Source organism: Actimicrobium sp. GrIS 1.19 (assembly GCF_035984655.1).
Lineage (GTDB): Bacteria > Pseudomonadota > Gammaproteobacteria > Burkholderiales > Burkholderiaceae_D > Actimicrobium.
This window is the reverse complement of sequence record NZ_JAXCHT010000004.1, coordinates 69711-89512: the sequence shown is the minus strand read 5'-3', so window position 1 is coordinate 89512 and position 19802 is coordinate 69711. Positions and strand designations below refer to the sequence as shown.

Annotated in this window: 22 protein-coding genes; 7 read left to right on the top strand and 15 right to left on the bottom strand. The window is 59.8% G+C overall.

Annotated features, from left to right (window positions below):
* Nucleotides 1-22: 22 nt before the first annotated feature.
* From trmB to RCH09_RS04835, 8 genes are all read right to left on the bottom strand, one after another.
* Nucleotides 23-700: a tRNA (guanine(46)-N(7))-methyltransferase TrmB gene (gene trmB / locus RCH09_RS04870; RefSeq protein WP_326939927.1), complete on the bottom strand. Its 678-nt coding sequence runs from the start codon at nt 698-700 to the stop codon at nt 23-25.
* 21 nt (nt 701-721) lie between these two features.
* On the bottom strand, nt 722-979 hold the full coding sequence (locus RCH09_RS04865) for a BTH_I0359 family protein (RefSeq protein ID WP_326939926.1): 258 nt from the start codon (nt 977-979) through the stop codon (nt 722-724).
* Nucleotides 980-1065: 86 nt separating this feature from the next.
* A complete protein-coding gene (locus RCH09_RS04860; protein ID WP_326939925.1) occupies nt 1066-1434 on the bottom strand; it encodes a GTPase in 369 nt (122 codons plus the stop codon).
* Nucleotides 1431-2147 carry a response regulator gene (locus RCH09_RS04855; protein ID WP_326939923.1) on the bottom strand — a complete coding sequence of 239 codons (717 nt, stop codon included), beginning with the start codon at nt 2145-2147 and terminating at the stop codon, nt 1431-1433. Before RCH09_RS04855 ends, RCH09_RS04860 begins: the two co-directional genes overlap by 4 nt.
* 89 nt (nt 2148-2236) lie before the next feature.
* Nucleotides 2237-4531, bottom strand: coding sequence for a sensor histidine kinase (locus RCH09_RS04850; RefSeq protein WP_326939922.1), 2295 nt, complete (start codon nt 4529-4531; stop codon nt 2237-2239).
* 2 nt (nt 4532-4533) lie between these two features.
* Complete coding sequence (locus RCH09_RS04845; protein ID WP_326939921.1) at nt 4534-5127, bottom strand: DUF4390 domain-containing protein; 594 nt, start codon at nt 5125-5127, stop codon at nt 4534-4536.
* Nucleotides 5127-6440 carry a 16S rRNA (cytosine(967)-C(5))-methyltransferase RsmB gene (gene rsmB / locus RCH09_RS04840; RefSeq protein WP_326939920.1) on the bottom strand — a complete coding sequence of 438 codons (1314 nt, stop codon included), beginning with the start codon at nt 6438-6440 and terminating at the stop codon, nt 5127-5129. The genes RCH09_RS04845 and rsmB overlap by 1 nt, the downstream gene beginning before the upstream one ends.
* 147 nt (nt 6441-6587) lie before the next feature.
* The gene (locus RCH09_RS04835; RefSeq protein WP_326939919.1) at nt 6588-7589 is read right to left on the bottom strand and encodes a TRAP transporter substrate-binding protein; all 1002 of its coding nucleotides are present in this window, start codon (nt 7587-7589) and stop codon (nt 6588-6590) included.
* 460 nt (nt 7590-8049) lie between these two features.
* Here RCH09_RS04835 and RCH09_RS04830 point away from each other — a divergent pair, with 460 nt between their 5' ends.
* Nucleotides 8050-8352: a hypothetical protein gene (locus tag RCH09_RS04830; RefSeq protein ID WP_326939918.1), complete on the top strand. Its 303-nt coding sequence runs from the start codon at nt 8050-8052 to the stop codon at nt 8350-8352.
* Between the two features lie 2 nt (nt 8353-8354).
* Here RCH09_RS04830 and RCH09_RS04825 read toward each other — a convergent pair whose 3' ends face one another.
* Nucleotides 8355-8915, bottom strand: coding sequence for an ATP-dependent Clp protease proteolytic subunit (locus RCH09_RS04825; protein WP_326940060.1), 561 nt, complete (start codon nt 8913-8915; stop codon nt 8355-8357).
* A gap of 172 nt (nt 8916-9087) precedes the next feature.
* Between RCH09_RS04825 and RCH09_RS04820 the strand changes: the two genes are divergently transcribed.
* A complete protein-coding gene (locus RCH09_RS04820; protein WP_326939917.1) occupies nt 9088-9579 on the top strand; it encodes a GNAT family N-acetyltransferase in 492 nt (163 codons plus the stop codon).
* Here RCH09_RS04820 and RCH09_RS04815 read toward each other — a convergent pair.
* From RCH09_RS04815 to RCH09_RS04790, 6 genes are all read right to left on the bottom strand, one after another.
* Nucleotides 9572-10420 carry an alpha/beta hydrolase gene (locus RCH09_RS04815; protein ID WP_326939916.1) on the bottom strand — a complete coding sequence of 283 codons (849 nt, stop codon included), beginning with the start codon at nt 10418-10420 and terminating at the stop codon, nt 9572-9574. The two genes, RCH09_RS04820 and RCH09_RS04815, sit on opposite strands and share 8 nt — an antisense overlap.
* The gene (locus tag RCH09_RS04810; RefSeq protein WP_326939915.1) at nt 10417-10761 is read right to left on the bottom strand and encodes a DUF1840 domain-containing protein; all 345 of its coding nucleotides are present in this window, start codon (nt 10759-10761) and stop codon (nt 10417-10419) included. The genes RCH09_RS04815 and RCH09_RS04810 overlap by 4 nt, the downstream gene beginning before the upstream one ends.
* A gap of 87 nt (nt 10762-10848) precedes the next feature.
* Nucleotides 10849-11316 (bottom strand): hypothetical protein, encoded by a 468-nt coding sequence (locus tag RCH09_RS04805; protein ID WP_326939914.1) that lies wholly within the window; start codon nt 11314-11316, stop codon nt 10849-10851.
* Between the two features lie 87 nt (nt 11317-11403).
* A complete protein-coding gene (locus tag RCH09_RS04800) occupies nt 11404-12336 on the bottom strand; it encodes a DMT family transporter (protein ID WP_326939913.1) in 933 nt (310 codons plus the stop codon).
* Nucleotides 12337-12483: 147 nt separating this feature from the next.
* Entirely contained in the window at nt 12484-14007 is a 1524-nt protein-coding gene (locus tag RCH09_RS04795) for a YifB family Mg chelatase-like AAA ATPase (protein WP_326939912.1), read from the bottom strand.
* 154 nt (nt 14008-14161) lie between these two features.
* On the bottom strand, nt 14162-14404 hold the full coding sequence (locus RCH09_RS04790; protein WP_326939910.1) for an accessory factor UbiK family protein: 243 nt from the start codon (nt 14402-14404) through the stop codon (nt 14162-14164).
* A 231-nt stretch (nt 14405-14635) separates the two neighbouring features.
* Here RCH09_RS04790 and RCH09_RS04785 point away from each other — a divergent pair, with 231 nt between their 5' ends.
* The 5 genes from RCH09_RS04785 (at nt 14636) to gshB (ending at nt 19754) form a co-directional block, all read left to right on the top strand.
* Nucleotides 14636-15358 (top strand): TorF family putative porin, encoded by a 723-nt coding sequence (locus tag RCH09_RS04785; protein ID WP_326939909.1) that lies wholly within the window; start codon nt 14636-14638, stop codon nt 15356-15358.
* Nucleotides 15359-15370: 12 nt separating this feature from the next.
* Nucleotides 15371-15709 carry a P-II family nitrogen regulator gene (locus RCH09_RS04780; protein WP_326939908.1) on the top strand — a complete coding sequence of 113 codons (339 nt, stop codon included), beginning with the start codon at nt 15371-15373 and terminating at the stop codon, nt 15707-15709.
* A 10-nt stretch (nt 15710-15719) separates the two neighbouring features.
* A complete protein-coding gene (locus RCH09_RS04775) occupies nt 15720-17291 on the top strand; it encodes an ammonium transporter (protein WP_326939907.1) in 1572 nt (523 codons plus the stop codon).
* A 226-nt stretch (nt 17292-17517) separates the two neighbouring features.
* Complete coding sequence (gene gshA, locus RCH09_RS04770; RefSeq protein ID WP_326939906.1) at nt 17518-18816, top strand: glutamate--cysteine ligase; 1299 nt, start codon at nt 17518-17520, stop codon at nt 18814-18816.
* Entirely contained in the window at nt 18816-19754 is a 939-nt protein-coding gene (gene gshB / locus RCH09_RS04765) for a glutathione synthase (RefSeq protein WP_326939905.1), read from the top strand. The genes gshA and gshB overlap by 1 nt, the downstream gene beginning before the upstream one ends.
* The last annotated feature ends 48 nt before the right edge of the window (nt 19755-19802 follow it).

Genomic DNA, 19802 nt, shown 5'->3' with positions numbered 1-19802 from the left:
CGACAATCGCGTCTGCCGCCCGTCATGCACTGCCCGCCATGTGCGAGCGGCAGCGCCATAGTGCATGGCCTGAGGCGAGATATTTTGCTTCGAACGGGGTAATTGGATTGGCCGGTGCATAGGGCTCGATGACGACCTGCGGAACACCTAACTGACGCAAGGCTGCGGCGCATTCATCGACGTAGATCGGCCAGTTGCTGCGGCATTCAATCACGCCACCCAGTGCGACAGCGGTTGGAAAAACCGGATGCCCATGCCAGCGGCGCGCCAGATGACCAATCTTTGGCCACGGATTCGGATAGAGCAGGAAGTGTTGATGGAGTGTCACGCCCTCATCGGCAAGCAGGCGCCAGAAATCGACCAGATCGGCGCGCAACAGAAGCAGGTTGTCAGGGGCACGATCGGGCCAGAGCGTATGCCGCTCGATGCGGTCGGCCGACTGGTCGATGCCAAGCACGAAACAGTCGGGCGACGCCGCAGCAAGGTGCCGGCTCGACAGCCCGACGCCGCAGCCGGCATCGAGGATCAGAGGCGCTGTGCCCGCACTGCGCCAGCGCGCCAGGAACAGCGCGAATGCAGCGCGGTTGTACGCCATCACCGGCTTCTGAAATTGCGTGGTGGCGTGGCGCGCGACAAGGCGGGCAAGCTGCGGGTGGGCTTCGGTCTGGCTGCTGCTGACGGCGCGCGAATTGGCTTGCATGAGATACCGGTACGGAACCGGTCAATGCATGGTGACGGGCTGGTGCATCACCTCATCGTAACCGGCCAAAAAGGTATCGATGGCCTCAACGTCAGGTTCGCTTGCGATCAATTGCTGGACATGCTCGCGAAAACTGGCCGCCCAATTCCCGCCAATGAAAATCTCGCGGCGGCCCGGCTTGTCCATGATTTCGTAGGCGCCGAAACGCAGCGCTTCCTGTGCGTCATCGACGCCAAACTCGACCACGCTGTAATTGTCGCTGTTATAAATGAGGTTCATTTGAGATCCCGGTTCACTGAACGCAAAGCGCATTCGCCTGCACCTCACATGGGGCCCGGAAACGACAATTCAAGCGCAGCCCGCGATCAGGCCGCCAGATCGGGAAGCAGCGTCAGATGCTTGTCGTAGGGTGCATCGGTTAGAAATTGCCGCACCTGTTCGAGATGTGCGCTGGTGGCCAGGCTGATGAACAGGTGCGCGGGCGGGTGGCGCAGCATCCGGTTGAGCGTCACGCGCATGGTCAGATTGCCAATGCAACAGGGGCAGCCTGGCGCGATGCGGGCGACGGATCGTAATGGATTGTCGGCGACATCGGCCAATGCACCACTGGCATCCGGCAAGCCTTCAAGGATCAATCCGATCCGCGCATCAGCCGCAAACCCGCCCAGGGCGTCGGCGATGGCGGCTTCACGTGACCGGGCAGTGACCCCGGTGACCAGGGTGGCCGGGGTCATCCGCCTTTTTTGAGCAGTTTGCTCGGCTCGACACCGAGTTGCTTGAGTTTGCGATACAGGTGGGTCCGTTCCAGACCGGTGCGCTCGGCCACCCGCGTCATGCTGCCGCCTTCGTGCACCAGATGATGTTCGAAGTAGGCGCGTTCGAATGCATCGCGCGCTTCGCGCAGCGGCAGGTCAAACGAGAGGACGAAGCCCTGTGGCTCGGCCGCGGCCAGCACACCTTGCACCGCACTGGATGCACCGGCCGAGGCGGCCCCGATGACCGCGTGCGCCGTGGCTGCGGCTGCTGCTTCGACCGACAAGCCGACCGAGCGCGCCTGATACATGACCGGACGCACCGGCTCTTGTCCGCGCGACAAACCCTGCTGGACCGCCTTGAGCAGCTTTTGCAGCGCAATCGGCTTCTCAAGAAAATTAAGCGCACCGATGCGGGTCGCCTCAACCGCCGTGTCGATGGTCGCATGACCGGACATCATGATGACCGGCATGGTCAACAGGCCGTCACGTTGCCATTCCTTGAGCAGGGTCACGCCATCGGTATCCGGCATCCAGATATCCAGCAGCACCAAATCGGGCACACTGGCCGCACGCGCGTCACGCGCCTGCTGTGCATTTTCGGCGGTGAGAATGACGTGCCCCTCGTCGCTGAGGATTTCAGAGAGCAGTTCCCGAATTCCCATTTCATCGTCGACTACCAGTATGTTTGCCATGTGCCGGCCTCTCTTTTTTCCATTGGTTTTCCAAAACCACGTTTGCCGATGCGTTCATACCGCTCCGCCCGCTCGTCAGCGACTATCGGTTACCTGTCCGGCGCTAACTTTAACAGCAAAATTAGTACTTTGGCACCGTTCCCGTCGCTACGATTGTAAATATCGATGCGGCCGCCGTGCTCATCGATGATTTTCTTCACCATGGCCAACCCAAGTCCGGTTCCGCGCGGCTTGGACGTGACATAGGGCTCGAAGGCGCGCTTGAGGATTTTTGCTGCAAATCCGGCGCCGTTATCGCTGATTGCAAGCCGCACGGCAGTACGCGTTTCACCAGCCGCATTTTGATAGTGCACCGTCTCGGTCAGGACATCAATGCGCGCCTCGGCGAGGTCCGGGTGACGATCAGCGACGGCATCCTGCGCATTTTGCAGCAAGTTATGAATTACCTGCCGCATCTGGGTCGCGTCGCCCATCACCAGCGGCAAGTCCTCTGCCAGCACCGCATGAATAATGTCGCGCTCATCGCCGCCGGTGTAGAGATGCAACACCTCTGCGACCAGTGCATTGAGGTTCAGCAGTGACAGCACCGCCGGTGGCGTTTTTGCATAATCGCGGAAGTCGTCGACCATGCGCTTCATCGCCGTCACCTGATTGACGATCGTCGTGGTGCTCTTGCTCAGCATGGCCGCATCCTGCGGCAGCAGCTTGTCGCCGAGTTTCATCTGCAAACGCTCGGCCGACAACTGGATTGGCGTCAGCGGGTTCTTGATTTCGTGCGCCAGTCGCCGCGCCACTTCACCCCAGGCGATCGAACGCTGCGCCGAAATCACTTCCGAGATGTTATCGAACACCACGACATAGCCGGTGCCACGCGCGACCGGCAAACGTGAACCGCGCGCCAGCAAAATGATGTCATCGTCGCGCGCGGCATCGGCGCCGCGCCGCGGCACTTCGATCTGTTGCTGCCAATGCAAACTGGCGTCGCCACGATCGCCGCCGGCCGACTGCGCGCTTTGGGCCGAAAACGCATTGCGGATTGCATCGGCAAACGGCGCGAGTCCGTCGATCTCCGACAGCGGCTGGTTCAGGAACGGTTCGACCTCGTGCTGCAAAATGCGTTCGACCGATTCATTGCACGTGACCAGCCGGAATTCATCGTCCAGCACCATCACCCCGGCCGACATATTGGCCAGTACTGATTCCAGATAGGCCTTGGCGTTCTCCAGTTCGGTGCGGTTGATTTCGACTGCCGCGCGCGCATCGAACAGCTGCCGGGTCATGGTGTTGAACGACTGCGTCAAGGTGCCGAGCTCGTCGGAGGTCGCGACGATCGGCCGCGGCGAGAGATCACCCTCGGCGACCGCCTTGGTGCCCTCGGCGAGCAGCAGCAACGGCTCGGCCAGATCGGATGCAATCAGGAAGGCACTGACGATGGCGGCAAAAATTGCCAGCAACAAGGTGAGGGTCAGGGTGACGATGTAGATTTTGCGCAGGCCTGAACGACCCAGCGAACGTTCCTGATACTCGCTGTACGCCATGCGCAGCGCTTCGGCGTTGGTGGCCAGGGTGTCGGGCACGTTCTGCATCAATTGCAGGTAGCGGGTTTCCGACTGCAACGACAGCGCGCTTCCGCTCGCGGGAATCATGACGACCACGCGCAAGCGCAGATTGTTGATCGCATCTTCCGCCGGGGGCGTGGTTTTTACGGCGGCGGCGTCAGGAGTCGGCTGGACGGGCTGGCCCTCCATTCCCGCATAGCCGCGCGACAACCTGGCCTGTCGCAGCATCGCCGCCGTTGGCAGGTCCGGCACCAGTATTTTCAGATCGCCGCCGTCGGTGCCCACCACGCGTCCGCCTGCGGTCACAATGATGGCTTCCTGCATGGCGCCCTGTTCGCGCCAGCGCGCCAGTTGCTTGATCTGACCGCTGTCAGGCAGGTCCGACAGTTCGAGCGCAAGGCTATGCGCTTTGGCACCCAGATCGGCCAGCGACGCGTCCAGCGCAGCGCGGCCGAGATTGAGGCCTGATTCAAGCGCGGCTTCGACCCGCACGTCGAACCATGACTCAATCGAACGGGACACGAACTGCACCGACACGGTGTAAATGACCACCCCGGGCAGAATGCCGATCACGGCAAACAGCAGCACCAACCGGGCCATCAGCCGCGACCCGAACATGCCGCGCTTGTAGCGCGCATACAGGCGTGCCAGCAGCAGCGTGACCAAACCCAGCAGCGCGACCGTGACCAACACGTTCAAGCCCAGCAGCCAGGGATAGTGACGGTCGAACGTAGCCGAATTATCGGACGCGGACGCCAGCAGGAACAGCAGGATTGCGACAATGGCGCCGCCGACTACAAGGGCATACCGAAGCGTGCGCTGCACTGCTATTCTGCCTTGTAGGAAAAGATCTTCCAGTCGGACGACAAGCGCCAGTCAGCGTTGTTGATGGCATTGACCTGGAACGGTTTCGGCAGTTGCGCAACGTCCAGCCGCATCCGCACCGCAACGGTATATACGGCCCCTGGCTTGAGTGCGGATTTATCCGCAATCAGCCAGCGACTCGGGCGTCGGATCAGGGACAAGGCGTCGTCCAGAGAGCTGAAGCTCTGCTGCAGACGCCCCAGAATCGCCGCATGATACTGGCGCGTGAGGACGTTGTAGGACAGTCGGATGGTTTGCGATTCAGTCAGGGATTGCTCGTCGAACCAGTACCAGCGCGGGCGGGTGAGTTCGACCTCGGTGGTGAAATAGAGTGGCACGCCGTGGGTGATGGCGTCTTCCAGGCCGCGGTTCAGTTCGAAGGCAAAAGTGGCGGACAACTTGACGCCGTCGTCACTGTTTTCGAGGTGGGCCTGCACCACGTCGACACCTTCGGCGGCGTGCGACAGCGGTGCAAACACCAACAGCACTGCCAGTATCCAGCCGCGCAGCAGCATGCTGACAACCCATTGCTGTAGCCGCACGTCATGGCCGCGCATCAGTCTTCCGGTTTCCTGAACAGTGCGTAAAACAAGCCATCGTGATCGTCGTCAGTCGTTGCTGTTGGCATCAGCTGGCCAGGAGCGGTCAGTCGTTCAGCCTTGTTGCGCATGGCGAAGGCTGCGGCCTGCGCTTCCGATTCCTGCGGCCACAGTGAACATGTCACGAACAGCAATTTACCATTCGGCTTGAGCAGTCGCCAAAGATTGTCAAGAATCCGGGCCGATAATGTTGCTAGTTGACCAGTGTCGGCCTTGCGGCGCAGCCAGCGAATGTCCGGATGCCGCCGCAAGATACCGGACGCGGTGCATGGAACATCGGCCAGAATCCGGTCATACAGCTGGCCATCCCACCAATCCGTATTGCTGGCGTCGCCCGCCACCAGTGTGGCAGACAGGTTCAGGCGCTGCAGATTTTCTTCGAGGCGCTTGAGCCGCCGCGGATCGGAATCGAGCGCCGTCAGCATCAGGTCGGCGCGCTCCAGCAAATGACCGGTCTTGCCACCGGGCGCCGCGCAGGCATCCAGCACCCGCATGCCATCGTGGGCATCGAGCAATGGCGCGGCCAACTGTGCTGCGGCGTCCTGCACCGAGACGAGACCCTCGGCGAAACCCGGGATTTGCAGGACGGGCACCGCTCGCTCAAGTCGGATCGCATCCGGACCAACCTGGTGCGCATCAATTTGCTGTGAAGCTAATAGCGCCAGATAGTCGGTCGGGGTGGTGCGGCGATGATTGACGCGCAAAATAAGGGGCGGGATGACATTCCCGGCACGCAGTATGGCTTGCCAGTCCTGCGGGTAAGCGCTTCGCATCGACTCGATCCACCAGTCGGGGTAGTTCCATTCGGCACTCGGCTGACGCAGCGCAATCGCCACCAGTTGCGGGCGCTCACGCAAGAAGCGGCGCAGCACTGCATTGACCATGCCTTTCGCATGCGCCATGGCAGGGTCGGCGCTGGCGGCCTCCACCGCCTGATTGACAACCGTAAATATCTCGTACGGCGCGTTGACTTCGTCAGCATCACGGTCAATCAGCGTCAGCGCACAACACAGCAATCCGTGCAATGCCGCCGGCTCCGGTGCGCGGGTGGTCAAAAGTCCAAGCAGCACTTCGGCCCGGCCGAGGCCGCGCATGGTCCGATAGGCGACATCCTGGATCGCGCCGCGCGCCTGTGGCAGCGTTTCTGCATAGCCTTGAACGCGCGTTAATGCCTTGGGCAAGGCGGTGCCGCTTCGAACCAGCGCGACTGCGTGTGCGGCGCTGCGCAGCGTGAATGCCAGTGAATCCGGTTTCAGATCGGTGCGGGCCATCTCAGCGCGGCGCCGCGACAAGGGGAAATTCTGGAGTGCTCATCATGGTGGCTGCCAATCGCGTTTTGCGAAAACGGTGATTGTAGCGGGGTGCGCCACCTTGCGCGCGCGATCCGAGCGGTTTCCTGAATTTAATCCGGCCGGGTGCTATCGCCCGGATCGCTCAATAATGTACTGGAGCAATATTTGGGAGGACTCCTTGCCAGCCTGACGCATCCACTCCCGGGTCAGCCTCTCGCCCAGGCGATCGAGATAGATCCGCATGTAGGGGTCGATCGGTGCGACCTTGACGTTGTTGCGCGCAAGCTGCTGTTCGGCGATCTGATTGCTTTGTTCACTCATGGTCCAGCCGCGGCCTTCGGCCGCGTGCGCGGCGTCCAGAATCATCTTGCGGACCTGCGTGTCGAGCTGATTGAATACCGCGGCGTTCATGAATACGACGTTTTTTGGGATCCAGGCATTGGCCTGATAGTAATGGCCCAATCCGGTCCAGGCATTGGCATCGACGCCGGTGGCGCCAGACGTGATCATGAGATCGAGGCTGCGTGAAGCGATGGCCCGTTCGAGATCATTCGACTCGACTGTCACGGGTATGGCTCCGGATAGTTCGGCAATCCGTCTGGTGGCCGGATTGTAGACACGCATGCGCGCGGACTTGAAATCGAACTGGGTTCCGAGCGCCTTGACCGAATACAGATTTTGCGGCGGCCACGGCGCCGCATAAAGCAGCTGCAACCCCTGCGCGACCATGATTTTCTCAATCTCTGCGCGTGACACCTCCCACATGCGGCGGGCGTCGCCATAGCCGGAGACGATGAAGGGCAGTGCATCCAATCCAAACAGGGGATGTTGCTTCGACAAACTCGACATGATGACTTCGCCGGCCTGCACCTTGCCTTCCCGCACTGCGGCGAAGATTTCACCCGGGGCATGCAGGCTGCCGTTCGGAAAAATCTTCAATTGCACGGCCTGATTGCTAGCCCTTGCAACATCCTCGGCAAACAACTGCAAATTCCTCGTATGAAAGTTCGTGGCGCTGTAGGCGCTGGCCAAGCGAATTTCGGTCGCACAGGCAGCCTGCCCCGAGACCAGCAACAGCAATAAATGCACGAGACCGGCGAGGAATTTGCGCACAACGTTTGGAGGCATGGCTGGCCCCTTGCAAAGTCATTATTGGGAAGATTGGTCATTTGCCCTCAATGGGCCAGTGGCTGGCGCGAACGCGACCTGGCACCGCACTCATGACACCAATACGCAATACTGTATATCTACTTTCAGTATATGCAGAGGAAGTGTCGGTGCTTCCGTCGAATTTTTCCTGTGAGTACTATTCCTGTTAACTAAGTGCAACAGGAATGTGACAATTCGAGGTATTTGTGGTGCGCTGCACCAAATATATGCTACCCTTTGGTTGTCTCCTCCATATCTCCTCCAAGAGTATGGATTTCAGCCCGCTCCCTGAGCGGGCTTTTTTTATGCATCTGCAGCATATGATTGCGATTTCCGCACCGGCCACAGGGCTATCGGCGAGCATCGATAATCCCTGTTGACGCACCGCCATCTGTTAAAGTACTGTTCATCCGTACAGTTTATTAACGAGAGGCTGCCGATGAAATCCGCGTACTGCGATGCCCTACCCGAACTTGATGCCCAGACCGCGCACCCCAGCGGAGAACTGGCAAACCGTCGGCCGGTGGCGACGCGTTTTGGTCCGATGGTCGACGTACGCAACCGCGGGGCGCTGCGCCCGGCGATACGCGCGACACAACGAACCACGGCACCGGAGGATCCGGCAATCGTGCGAATATGGAACGGGGAGAAATGCCGGGAGCTGTCCATTCTTGAAGCGCGCGCACTGGCCGCACAACTGATCGATGCTGCGGCACATGCGGAGCGCGAAAACGGCCACTAATTTCAGATGTTGAGCAACAATCCCCCCGGCGGGGGCGCAAAGTCACCGATTCGGTGAACCAACCCGACATCCAGCGCATCCGGCGCCGCCAGATGCAAATCGGAATAGGCGTGCACATCCCACATCGCCTGCGGCAACTGGACGTGGTTGCGCAGGACTTCTTCGGTACGGCGGTCATCAGCCATCAGCCCGTCTGCAATAATTTTCAGGGCATCGGGGCGCGCGCCGGACGGCGCAGTCGCGTGAGATTTGTGCAGCATGAACCGCGCCGTATGGCTGGCAATCCGGTACTTTCCCGACAGGAACAGGGTCACGGCAATCGATGCCACTGCGCCGCAGTTGTACATGATGATATCCACTGGCGCATGTCGAAGCATGTTGTACAGGCAGAGCCCATCACTGACATATCCACCATTCGACTGCAGCAAAATATGGGCGGTGCGCGTGCCATTGGCGGTCATATCGCTGACTGCGGCGAAGACCCGACGCACCATGTCACTATTGACGTCGCCTGCAAGTGTGAAATAACCCTCGTTCAAGCTGGAAATTGGTAGCGTATTCACAGAAAAAAACCCCCTTTTCAACGGTCCATAATCCGCGCAAGCAGAGAAACAGAATATGCCGAACGGGGGAAAATGCTGCGGATTTTTTGCGTTGCGAGCCAGCAACCAAGTCGTCCACAGCTCTCAAAATCACAGGTCGCTGCAGTATCCTTATCCTCGGGACAGGCCACGCATGGGAGAAGCCGAAATGATCCACATTCGCAAGGCAATCGCATCGGATCATTCCGAAATATCTGTGCTGGCCGAGGAAATCGCGCGCCAACATCACGCGCACAGCCCCCACGTATTTGCCGCACCGCCAGGCATCGAACGCGACCGTGCCCTTTGGAGATCCTGTATCGAAATGACGAACGGAGTGATGCTGGTGGCACATCATGGCGAGGAGCTGGTTGGATTTATCAGCGCTGAATTATTTCCGCAAAACGGCATCACGTTCCTGAAACCACGGGTTCTGTGCCACGTCAATACGCTTGTCGTGACGGAGACAATGAAGCACAAGGGGATTGGAAAATTGTTGATGACTGCGACCGAAGAGTGGGCCCAATCTGCTGGCGCCGACGAAATTCGGCTTGAAGTATTTGACAAAAATAACGACGCGATGGAATTTTACCGTCGCGTCGGTTATGCCTTGCAATCACACATCATGACAAAGGAGATCAGCTGAAGCGCGACATCCACTGCCCCAGATTCCCATACACCTTCTCTCGATCGACTTCATTGAAGATCTCGTGATACATCGCTGGAAAAAGGTGCATGGTGGCCTCGGCGGGGTCGAGCTGATCAAAAAATGCCGTGCTGCCACGCGCATCGACCAGGCGGTCATCGCCCGCTACCAGCAGCAGGGTGGGGCAGCGAATTTCGGCAGCACGAAGCTGCGAATAATCGACCGCGGCGAGCATTGCGGTAAGCAAGCGCGCACTGATCTTGCTGTGGATCAGGGGATCATTTCGATAGGCGATGACTGTCGCCGTGTCATGTGACAGAAACCCTTCCGGCAGCCCATTCGACACGCCAACACCCGGGGCAATTGCCCGCATCAAGCGCAACAACAAAGACTGCATCGGACTAATGGTCAGCGCCAGTGCGGGGGACGAGAGAATCAAACCGCGCAGCGGCAGCAAATTGGCACAAGCCAATTGCGCGGCGAACAGTCCACCCATGCTGTGACCGAACAGGATGGGGGCACTGTCCCAACGCGCAGACTGTGCCACCGCAAAATCCTTGATGACCACCTCGGCATCACGCATCAAACTGCCGGGTTCCGGCACATCACCGCGCCGTCCGTCCGAGCGGCCATGGCCGCGGTGGTCGTAGGCGCGCACCGACCAGCCATTCTGGTTGAACCATTGGGCGATCCGCCCGTAGCGGCCGCAGTGCTCGCCCAGCCCGTGCATCATCACCACACCACCGCGGGTCAGTTGATCCGCAGGCACCAGCCAGTCGCGAACAAACAATCCGGTGCCGTCGTGGGCACGGACGCTGCTTTCATGCGGGACAACGATCACACGCCCCAGAGAACGTCAGCCTTGCTTTCATTTGCAGCGCGCAACATCTCGATGAAGGGATAGGCACGCGCCGAGAAACTGACCGCCTCCAGTGCTTCGTGGCCATGATCGTCGCCGGCATCGCTGTGATGCGCATGGACATCCTGCTCCAGAACGTCCGATGCCGGATGCAAGCGACTGGCGGCGACTTGCGCGTCAAGGATCGCCAGCGCCGCGCCGGTCTCGGCCGCGGTAATGACACCACGCGTTACGTCCTTGTGCAGCAGATCGAGCAAGCGCTTGGCGTGTTCCTGGTACATCGTGACTTCAGCGGCGGCCTTCGATTTGAAAGTGACTAACATCTGCGTTCTCCATTCGGTGATTCGGATGCCCGGAACATAGCACGAGATGGTCGCCTTCAGCACATTCGCGCCAGCATGCAGATGCTGCTAGCGTGTTTTGAAGGAGGACATGAAGGTATCGACCTGCTCCCGTGCGATGGCGCTCGCCGCCCCTGCGACGATGACCTGATACGCATGCTGGTTACTTGCAACGAAACGTGCGATCAACAATTTCGGCTGGCCTCCGGTGGGCGTTCCGCTGGCTTCAAGTTCGATGCTGCTCTCGGCGGCGGTTTCTTTCACCACAGTACCTTGAATATTCCTGACCATTGCGGTGCGCATGGCAGTCATCGCACGTCTGGCGCTGGCGGCATCAGGCAAATCGACCGTACCCACCGCATAGGTGACGCCACCGACTTCCGCCGCCGTCATGGTCATCGTGACCGGCGTGCCGTCCAGATCAATCTTGCGTGACAAGATCGTTGGCTTGGCAGGGAGCAGCACTGAAAATGGCGCTGCGCTGCCCTGCACCTCGCGCCAGTCATGCGCCGGCGTGCATGCTGCGAAGGCTGCCATCAGGACCGCGATCCGAAGTGTCCTGGCTGCTTGAAATAGTAAATTCTTCATGGCCCGAATGGTAACAGGGCGCGGCATTCACCGGCTTCATCCGGCACGATGAAAGGTCCGCATGCCCCACATTACGCCAACGCAAAGCAGGGCAATACCGATCGATCCCTGCCAGTCGGGCGCGCTGCCACGGAGCACGAATGCGTACAGCAATGCCGACAATGTCTCGAAAACAATCAGCTGTCCGCTCAGCGCAGTAGGCAACTGCTGGCTGGCGCGGTTCCACAGCAGCGTTCCCAGCCAGGACGCGCACAACCCGAGCAACAGCATCAAGGCGACAAAATCGACCGGTCTCGGACCCAGCGGAAAGTCAAAGCCGCCCGGCGTGAAGTGCCCATACGCGCCATACGCTGTCGCGCCCAGCAATGCCATCGGCAATGTCGCCAGACCTTGCGCCGTGGCCCACGTCGACGAGCTCAGGCTCGCGTTGCTGCGCAGATGACGGGCATTGTTGATCGGGTACCAGGTCCAGGCGGCCACCGCAACGACCGCCAGCAGACAACCGAGCAAATGGTCGGAGGTCGATCGCTGCCCATCCAGCGTCTTGATTTCACTGTGATTGACCAACAGGAGCCCGGCCGAAATGATCAGCAACGATGGCAGCAGCCGGCCCCAGTGAATGGCATCCGGTGCGCGCCAATTGCTGGCTACAGCGATAACGATCGGCAATGTTCCAATAAGCATCGCGGGCAACGGCGCGCCGGCGAACTGGATCGCGCTGGCCAGCGCCGCGTAGTAAAGCAGATTGCCCACCAGCGCCAGGGCAAACGCCATCCGCCAGTCGCGCGCGGACAATAAAACGATGCGACGGCGGTCGAGGACGGCGGGGACAAGGGCAATCACGCCAAATGCGATGTAGCGTCCAAACGACAGGACCAGGCCCGGATACTCGGGCAGCAACACTGGCGCAATAAAAACCAGCCCCCACATCAGGCCCGCGCCCAACGCGCAGGCGACGCCGATCAGCATGCCATGCTGCGCAAAACAAGGTACCGAAGAGCGATTGCCAACGACATGTTTGATCCGATTCCAGGAATTGACGGCACACGGATGCTTGATCGCCGTGCGTACGACGCAGAACGATAGCAAACTTTCGGCGCATCCTCGCCAGATCGGCTACTGCTCGCGCAGTCCGCGACGATATTGGATTGCCTCGGCCACATGCGGCAACGAAATTTGCTCAACCCCTGCCAGATCGGCAATCGTGCGGGCAACCTTGAGAACCCGATGATACGACCTGGCGGACCAGTTCAATCGCTGCATTGCCGATTGCAACAGCTGTTCTGCCGCGCTATCGGGCTGGCAATGCACGTCAATTTCCTGGGTGGTCAGGAAATTGTTAGCCTTCCCGGCGCGTGCCTGCCCGACATCAAAGGCTCGGCCAACACGCTGCGCAATCGCGGCGGATGGTTCGCCTTCTGCCGGTTTGAGCAAGTCACTGTGCGGCAACGCCGGAACCTGGATCTGCATGTCGATCCGGTCAAGCAATGGCCCCGAAATCCGATTTTGGTAGCGCGCAACCTGTTCGGGCGTGCAACGGCATTTATTGGCGGGGTGACCCAGATACCCGCACGGGCAGGGATTCATGGCGGCGATCAACTGGAACCGTGCCGGAAAATCGGCTTGCCGCGCCGCGCGCGAGATGGTGATGCGCCCGGACTCCAGCGGCTCGCGCAATACCTCGAGTACCTTCCGCTCGAATTCCGGCAGTTCGTCAAGAAACAGCACGCCGCGATGTGCCAGTGAAATCTCGCCAGGCCGCGGTGTATTACCGCCGCCAACCAGTGCCACGCCCGATGCCGTGTGGTGTGGCGCGCGGTAGGGCCGCACTTTCCAGCGCGCGATCGAGAAGCCCGACGACAGCGACTGTACCGCCGCCGACTCCAGTGCCTCTTGGTCGGTCATTGGCGGCAAAATGCCGGCGAAACGCGCCGCCAGCATGGATTTCCCGGTACCCGGCGGTCCCGCCATCAGGACGCTATGAGCGCCAGCTGCCGCGACCTCAAGCGCCCGCTTGACCTGCAGCTGCCCCTTTACATCGGCGAAATCGGGATGGTCGGGCCGCGCCGGCTCGGCGACGCAACGATGGCGGCCAATCCTGGCCTCACCGGTCACCGCAGCGAAGTGGGCACATACCTGCAACAGCGAATCCGCCGGAAAAATCGCAGCGTCCTTCACCAGGGCCGCCTCGTCGGCATTGGCCCGAGGCAGAATGAAGCCGCGCTGCCGACCCGACAAATCACCGTCGCTGTGCATGGCAAAGGTCATCGCAAGCGCGCCCCGAATTGGCCGAAGCTCGCCCGACAAGGACAGCTCCCCGGCAAATTCGTACTTGTCGAGCTCACCCGCCGGCATCTGTTCTGAAGCAGCAAGAATTCCAAGTGCGATCGGCAGATCGAATCGTCCCGACTCCTTGGGCAGGTCGGCGGGGGCCAGATTGACGGTGATGCGGCGCGCAGGAAATTCAAAACGGGCGTTTTGCAGCGCCGCGCGGACGCGGTCCTTGGACTCCTTGACTTCAGTTTCCGGCAAGCCGACGATCGTGAAATTGGGGAGGCCATTGGCCAAATGCACCTCGACGGTGACTTCAGGCGCCTGCATTCCGGCTAGAGCGCGACTTTTCAGGACGGCCAGCGTCATGAAGGTTCAAATTGCCACATGATGACTTTCCTGATGCGTATGAATTTCGGAAAGTTTGCGGCAAAGCACCAGCGACCTTCTTGATATGGAACAGCACCCGACCGGATTCCCCGATCGCCATGCGAAATGTCCGGCTTTGCGCTAACGCAGCGCGCTAGGGCTTGTTCAACTGCGCCTCCAGGGCCGCGACCTGCGCCTCAAGCGCTTCAAGCCGGGCCCGGGTCTTCTCCAGCACCTGCGCCTGGATGTCAAATTCATCACGCGTGACCAGATCAAGCTTGGTAAAGCCTTGCGCCATCATTGCCTTGACGTTCTTCTCGATATCTTTGGCCGGCGAATTCTCAATTGCCTGGCTGATCTTGTTCTGCATGTCGGTAAAGAAATTGGTCTTGTCCATGGTGTTTCCTTTTTAATGAAATTGGCACCAAATCAGTGCGTCCGGCGATGGACCGCATTATATTGGTGCTGCACGCCCGCTTGTCATACTGCTGTAGCAAGGGGGTCGGTCCAATGTTACGCACAAAGCAATGTTTTCCCGCAAATTCTGGTGGCACGAGTCCTGCTAATGTAGATCGAAACCCGCGGTTCTGTCGTAATTTTTTATCCAACAACTCTACAGGGAAACACAATGAAAAGACTGATCCTGGCCTGTGCCGTCGCAGCAGCCTTTGTAGGTACGCTTGCCCACGCGGAAGACGCCAAACCCGACAATGAATTGAGTTTCAATGCCGCCCTGTCCTCGGATTACCGCTTCCGCGGCATTTCGCAGAGCCGCAAAATGCCGGCCCTGTCGGGCGGCGCCGATTACGTCAACAACCCTACCGGTCTGTATGTTGGTACGTGGCTGTCCACAATCAAGTGGACCAAGGATGCGGGCGGCGGCGGTGACGTCGAAGTCGACATCTATGCTGGCAAACGCGGCGAAATCGTCCCTGACGTGTCGTACGACTTCGGTATCCTGACCTATCAGTACCCTTCCAATGACCTGCACCCGCGTGCCGAGACCACCGAACTGTATGTTCAGGTCGGCACCGGCCCGATGTATGCCAAGTATTCGCAGTCTGTCACCAATCTGTTCGGCTTCGTTGACAGCAAGAACAGCAGTTACCTTGATCTTGGCGCAAATATCGACATCGCCGAAGGCACCCAGCTGAACCTGCATGTTGGCCATCAAAAAGTCGCGCACAACACCGACTTCAGCTACACCGACTGGAAAATTGGCGCAACCAAGGACCTTGGCTTCGCCAGCGGCAGCATCGCAGCCATTGGCACCAACAGCGATGCCTACGTCGGCAAGGGCAAAAACCTGGGCAAGGCAACTCTCGTCGTCTCCATCAGCAAGACTTTCTAATCGAGGCCAGTCATGAAACTGATCACCGCCATCATCAAACCCTTCAAGCTCGACGAGGTCCGTGAGGCCTTGTCGGCGATCGGGGTGCAGGGCATCACCGTCACCGAGGTCAAGGGTTTCGGCCGTCAGAAAGGCCATACCGAGCTGTATCGCGGCGCCGAGTACGTGGTCGATTTCCTGCCAAAAACAAAGATCGAAGCAGCGGTTGACGACGCCATCGTCGACCAGGCTATCGAAGCCATTGAAACCGCAGCCCGCACCGGAAAAATCGGTGACGGCAAGATTTTCGTCTACGACCTGCAGCAAGTGGTGCGGATTCGTACCGGCGAAACCGGCAAAGAAGCGCTCTAAGGGGACACTAATGAAAAAACATTTTGCAAGTTTTATCGCAGCGGCCGCACTGCTTTGCGCGGTGGGCATCACCCCAGCCGCAATGGCAGCTGACGAGGTTGTCGCCAAGCCGGATGCGCCGGCTGTAGCAGCACCTGCAGCAGCGCCGGTTGCTGCTCCGGTTGCCGCGGCACCAGCTGAGGCTGCACCAGCTGCCGGCGCCCTCGCGGTTCCGGCGCCTGCGCCTGCTGCTGCCCCTGCGGCTGCGGCCGCTCCGGTGCCAAACAAGGGTGACACTGCCTGGATGATGACCGCCACGGCGCTCGTGATCCTGATGACGATCCCGGGCCTGGCCCTGTTCTACGGCGGCCTGGTCCGCTCGAAGAACATGCTGTCGATCCTGATGCAGGTGTTCATGGTGTTCGCCGTGATCATCGTGTTGTGGTGCATTTACGGCTACTCGCTGGCATTCACCGAAGGAACGCCGTTCATCGGCAAATTCGATCGCCTGTTCCTGAATGGAATTTTCGATCCGGCCAAGGCAACCTTCGCCACTGCAGCAACCTTTTCGAAGGGTGTCGTGATTCCTGAGTTCGTCTATGTGGTGTTCCAGGCAACCTTCGCGGCAATCACCTGTGGCCTGATCATCGGCGCCTTCGCAGAACGTGCCAAGTTTGCCGCCGTGCTGCTGTTCATCGTGCTCTGGTTCACCTTTTCGTATCTGCCGATCGCCCACATGGTCTGGTTCTGGCCTGGTCCTGATGGCATCAAGGATGCGGCGTCACTGGCCTCCGAAACAGCAAAAGGCGGATGGTTGTGGCAAAAAGGCGCACTCGACTTCGCTGGCGGTACCGTGGTGCATATCAATGCCGCCGTGGCTGGCCTGGTCGGCGCCTACGTCATCGGCAAACGGGTTGGCTATGGCAAGGAATCGATGGCGCCGCATTCGCTGACGATGACCATGATTGGCGCTTCGCTGCTGTGGGTAGGCTGGTTTGGTTTCAATGCCGGCTCGGCACTCGAAGCAGGTGATGTCGCAGCACTGGCGTTCGTCAATACCCTGCTGGCAACGGCAATGGCAACCATTTCATGGGTGTTCGGCGAGTGGATCACCAAGGGCAAGCCTTCCATGTTGGGTGGCGCTTCCGGTGCAGTTGCCGGCCTGGTCGCCATCACGCCAGCCTGCGGTTTTGTCGGTCCGATGGGCGCGCTGGCAATCGGCCTGTTGGCCGGTCTCATCTGCCTGTGGGGTGTCAATGGTCTAAAACGCCTGCTGGGCGCGGATGATTCGCTGGACGTGTTCGGCGTGCATGGCGTCGGCGGGGTGCTCGGCGCCTTGCTGACCGGCGTGTTTGCAGCTCCTTCGCTGGGCGGTCAGGGAATCTACGACTATGTCGCCAACAAGATGGCGGCAGATTACTCGATCCTCGATCAAGTCATCATTCAGGGCCAGGCCGTACTGACCACGATTGTCTGGTCGGCCGTCGTCTCCCTGATTGCTTACAAGGTGGTCGACCTGATCATCGGCATGCGTGTGGCAGAGGAAGAAGAACGCGAAGGGTTGGACATTTCCAGCCACGGCGAATCGGCTTACCACTCCTGATCCATGTCAAACTCTGGCTGACCGGTGCTGTGCCGGCGGCCGGTTCTACAAGGCGCTTCCTTCCAGAAGCGCTTTTTTTTCGCGCTGATCTTTAAAAATGACGTATTGCCCTAATGTAAAAATTCGGCTGATTACGCAGCCCGGCCGCAAAACGGTTGCGGGGATAACCGTTAGAATCTGCCTCATCGTGCGAGCATGATTTCGCACCGTCCTGTCAAAGGTTTACATGGTTCCGCATCTCGTCACGGCCCTGAACGGCCCACTTCTCGACCTCGAAAAAAAAATCCTCGACGCGACTCCCGCCATTGAACGGTGGTTTCGGCTTGAATGGCAAGAACACACACCGCCGTTCTATTGTTCCGTCGATCTGCGTAACGCCGGCTTCAAGCTGGCGCCGGTGGACACCAACCTGTTTCCGGGCGGCTTTAACAATCTCGCGCCGGAGATGTTACCGCTGGCCGTGCAGGCTGCCATGGCGGCGATCGACAAATATTGCCCGGATGCCAAGAATCTGCTGCTGATTCCCGAAGGCCACACCCGCAATACGTTTTATTTGCAGCATATATCGCGGCTGGTGCAGATATTCCGCCAGACAGGCTTGAATGTGCGGCTGGGCTCGCTGTCGGAAGACATCAAGGAACCCACGCCAATCGCACTGCCGGATGGCACCACCCTGGTTCTGGAGCCGCTTGAGCGCTCGGCCAATGGCCGTCGCCTCGGACTGAAAAACTTCGACCCCTGTACGGTGCTGCTCAACAATGACCTGTCGGCAGGCATCCCGTCCTCGCTCGAAAACGTCAACGAGCAAACCCTGCTGCCGCCGCTGCATGCCGGCTGGGCGATTCGGCGCAAGACCAATCACTTTGCCGCTTACGATGAAGTGGTCAAGAAATTCGCCAAGATGATCGACATCGATCCGTGGATGCTCAATCCGTATTTTGCCAAGGGCGGTTCGGTGAACTTCAAGGACGGCACCGGCGAAGATGCGCTGGTGCTCCAGGTCGACGCGCTGCTGACCCGCATCCGCAAGAAATACCGCGAGTACGGCATCAAGGAAACCCCGTTCGTGATCATCAAGGCCGATGCCGGCACCTATGGCATGGGAATCATGACGGTCAAGGACGGCAGCGAAGTACGCGGCCTGTCACGCAAGGAACGCAACAAGATGTCGGTCGTCAAGGACGGCGTCGAAGTCACCGACGTAATCCTGCAGGAAGGCGTGCATACCTTCGAGCGCATCAACGATTCGGTGGCCGAACCGGTGGTGTACATGATCGACCGCTACGTCATCGGCGGCTTCTATCGCGTGCACGCCGATCGCGACGTCAATGAAAACCTGAACGCGCCGGGCGCGCATTTCGTGCCGCTGGCCTTTGCCCACCAACACTCGCTGCCGGACCTGCACGCCAAGCCCGGCACCACCGCACCGAACCGTTTTTACCTGTACGGCGTGGTCGCCCGGCTGGCGTTGCTGGCGGCCTCGATCGAGCTGGAAAAAACCGATCCCAATCCGGAAATCTACTAATGAAAATTGCCTTCATCGCCGATCCGCTGGACGGCTTCAAGACCTACAAGGATTCGACCTTTGCGATGATGGCCGAAGCGGCCGGACGCGGCCACGAGATCCATGCCTTCGAGCCGCGCGACATGGCATTTTCCGGCGGCGCGGTGACGGCCAACGTGGCGCAACTGACCCTGACCGGCGAGGCGCAGGATTGGTACCGCGCCGCGCCGCGACAGGCCAGGGCCTTGAACGAATTCGACATCGTGGTGATGCGCAAGGACCCGCCGTTCGACATGGAATACGTCTACACCACGTATCTGCTGGAGCTGGCCGAGCGCGACGGCGCGCGCATCGTCAACAAGCCGGCCGCGATCCGCGACCACAACGAAAAGCTGGCGATCGCGCTGTTCCCGCAGTACACCGCGCCGACCCTGGTCACCAGCGACGATGCCCGCCTGCGCGCCTTTCACGAGGAACACCGCGACATCATCCTCAAGCCGCTGGATGGCATGGGCGGCACCGGCGTGTTCCGCATCAGGGATGATGCGATGAACCTCGGCGTCGTCATCGAGACGCTGACAGCGAACGGACGCCAGACCATCATGGCCCAGCGCTACATCCCGGAGATCGTCAAGGGCGACAAGCGCATCCTGCTGATCGACGGCGCCGTGGTGCCATTTAGCCTGGCGCGCATCCCGCAAGGCACCGAGGTGCGCGGCAATCTTGCCGCCGGCGGTGTCGGCGTGGCGCAGCCGCTGACCGAGCGCGATCTGGAAATTGCACATGGCATTGCGCCAATACTGGCTGCGCGCGGACTGATGCTGGTAGGATTGGACGTGATCGGTGGTTACATGACAGAAATTAATGTCACCAGTCCGACCTGTTTTCAGGAAATCCGGCAACAGACCGGATGCAATGTCGCCGCGATGTTCGTGGACGCGCTTGAAAGAGCCGTCTGAACCGGTTTGAGGACAAATCCCGACGGCTCCCTTTCAGGCTTTAAAAGC

Coding starts and splice junctions, on each gene's coding strand:
- RCH09_RS04820 (WP_326939917.1), top strand. CDS start 9,088: ATGGGAGAAGCCGAAATGATCCACATTCGCAAGGCAATCGCATCGGAT.
- RCH09_RS04800 (WP_326939913.1), bottom strand. CDS start 12,336: ATGCTGATCGGCGTCGCCTGCGCGTTGGGCGCGGGCCTGATGTGGGGG.
- RCH09_RS04795 (WP_326939912.1), bottom strand. CDS start 14,007: ATGACGCTGGCCGTCCTGAAAAGTCGCGCTCTAGCCGGAATGCAGGCG.
- trmB (WP_326939927.1), bottom strand. CDS start 700: ATGCAAGCCAATTCGCGCGCCGTCAGCAGCAGCCAGACCGAAGCCCAC.
- gshB (WP_326939905.1), top strand. CDS start 18,816: ATGAAAATTGCCTTCATCGCCGATCCGCTGGACGGCTTCAAGACCTAC.
- RCH09_RS04835 (WP_326939919.1), bottom strand. CDS start 7,589: ATGCCTCCAAACGTTGTGCGCAAATTCCTCGCCGGTCTCGTGCATTTA.
- RCH09_RS04860 (WP_326939925.1), bottom strand. CDS start 1,434: ATGACCCCGGCCACCCTGGTCACCGGGGTCACTGCCCGGTCACGTGAA.
- RCH09_RS04805 (WP_326939914.1), bottom strand. CDS start 11,316: ATGGCAGCCTTCGCAGCATGCACGCCGGCGCATGACTGGCGCGAGGTG.
- RCH09_RS04845 (WP_326939921.1), bottom strand. CDS start 5,127: ATGCGCGGCCATGACGTGCGGCTACAGCAATGGGTTGTCAGCATGCTG.
- RCH09_RS04785 (WP_326939909.1), top strand. CDS start 14,636: ATGAAAAGACTGATCCTGGCCTGTGCCGTCGCAGCAGCCTTTGTAGGT.
- RCH09_RS04855 (WP_326939923.1), bottom strand. CDS start 2,147: ATGGCAAACATACTGGTAGTCGACGATGAAATGGGAATTCGGGAACTG.
- gshA (WP_326939906.1), top strand. CDS start 17,518: ATGGTTCCGCATCTCGTCACGGCCCTGAACGGCCCACTTCTCGACCTC.
- RCH09_RS04810 (WP_326939915.1), bottom strand. CDS start 10,761: ATGTTAGTCACTTTCAAATCGAAGGCCGCCGCTGAAGTCACGATGTAC.
- RCH09_RS04780 (WP_326939908.1), top strand. CDS start 15,371: ATGAAACTGATCACCGCCATCATCAAACCCTTCAAGCTCGACGAGGTC.
- rsmB (WP_326939920.1), bottom strand. CDS start 6,440: ATGGCCCGCACCGATCTGAAACCGGATTCACTGGCATTCACGCTGCGC.
- RCH09_RS04830 (WP_326939918.1), top strand. CDS start 8,050: ATGAAATCCGCGTACTGCGATGCCCTACCCGAACTTGATGCCCAGACC.
- RCH09_RS04790 (WP_326939910.1), bottom strand. CDS start 14,404: ATGGACAAGACCAATTTCTTTACCGACATGCAGAACAAGATCAGCCAG.
- RCH09_RS04775 (WP_326939907.1), top strand. CDS start 15,720: ATGAAAAAACATTTTGCAAGTTTTATCGCAGCGGCCGCACTGCTTTGC.
- RCH09_RS04865 (WP_326939926.1), bottom strand. CDS start 979: ATGAACCTCATTTATAACAGCGACAATTACAGCGTGGTCGAGTTTGGC.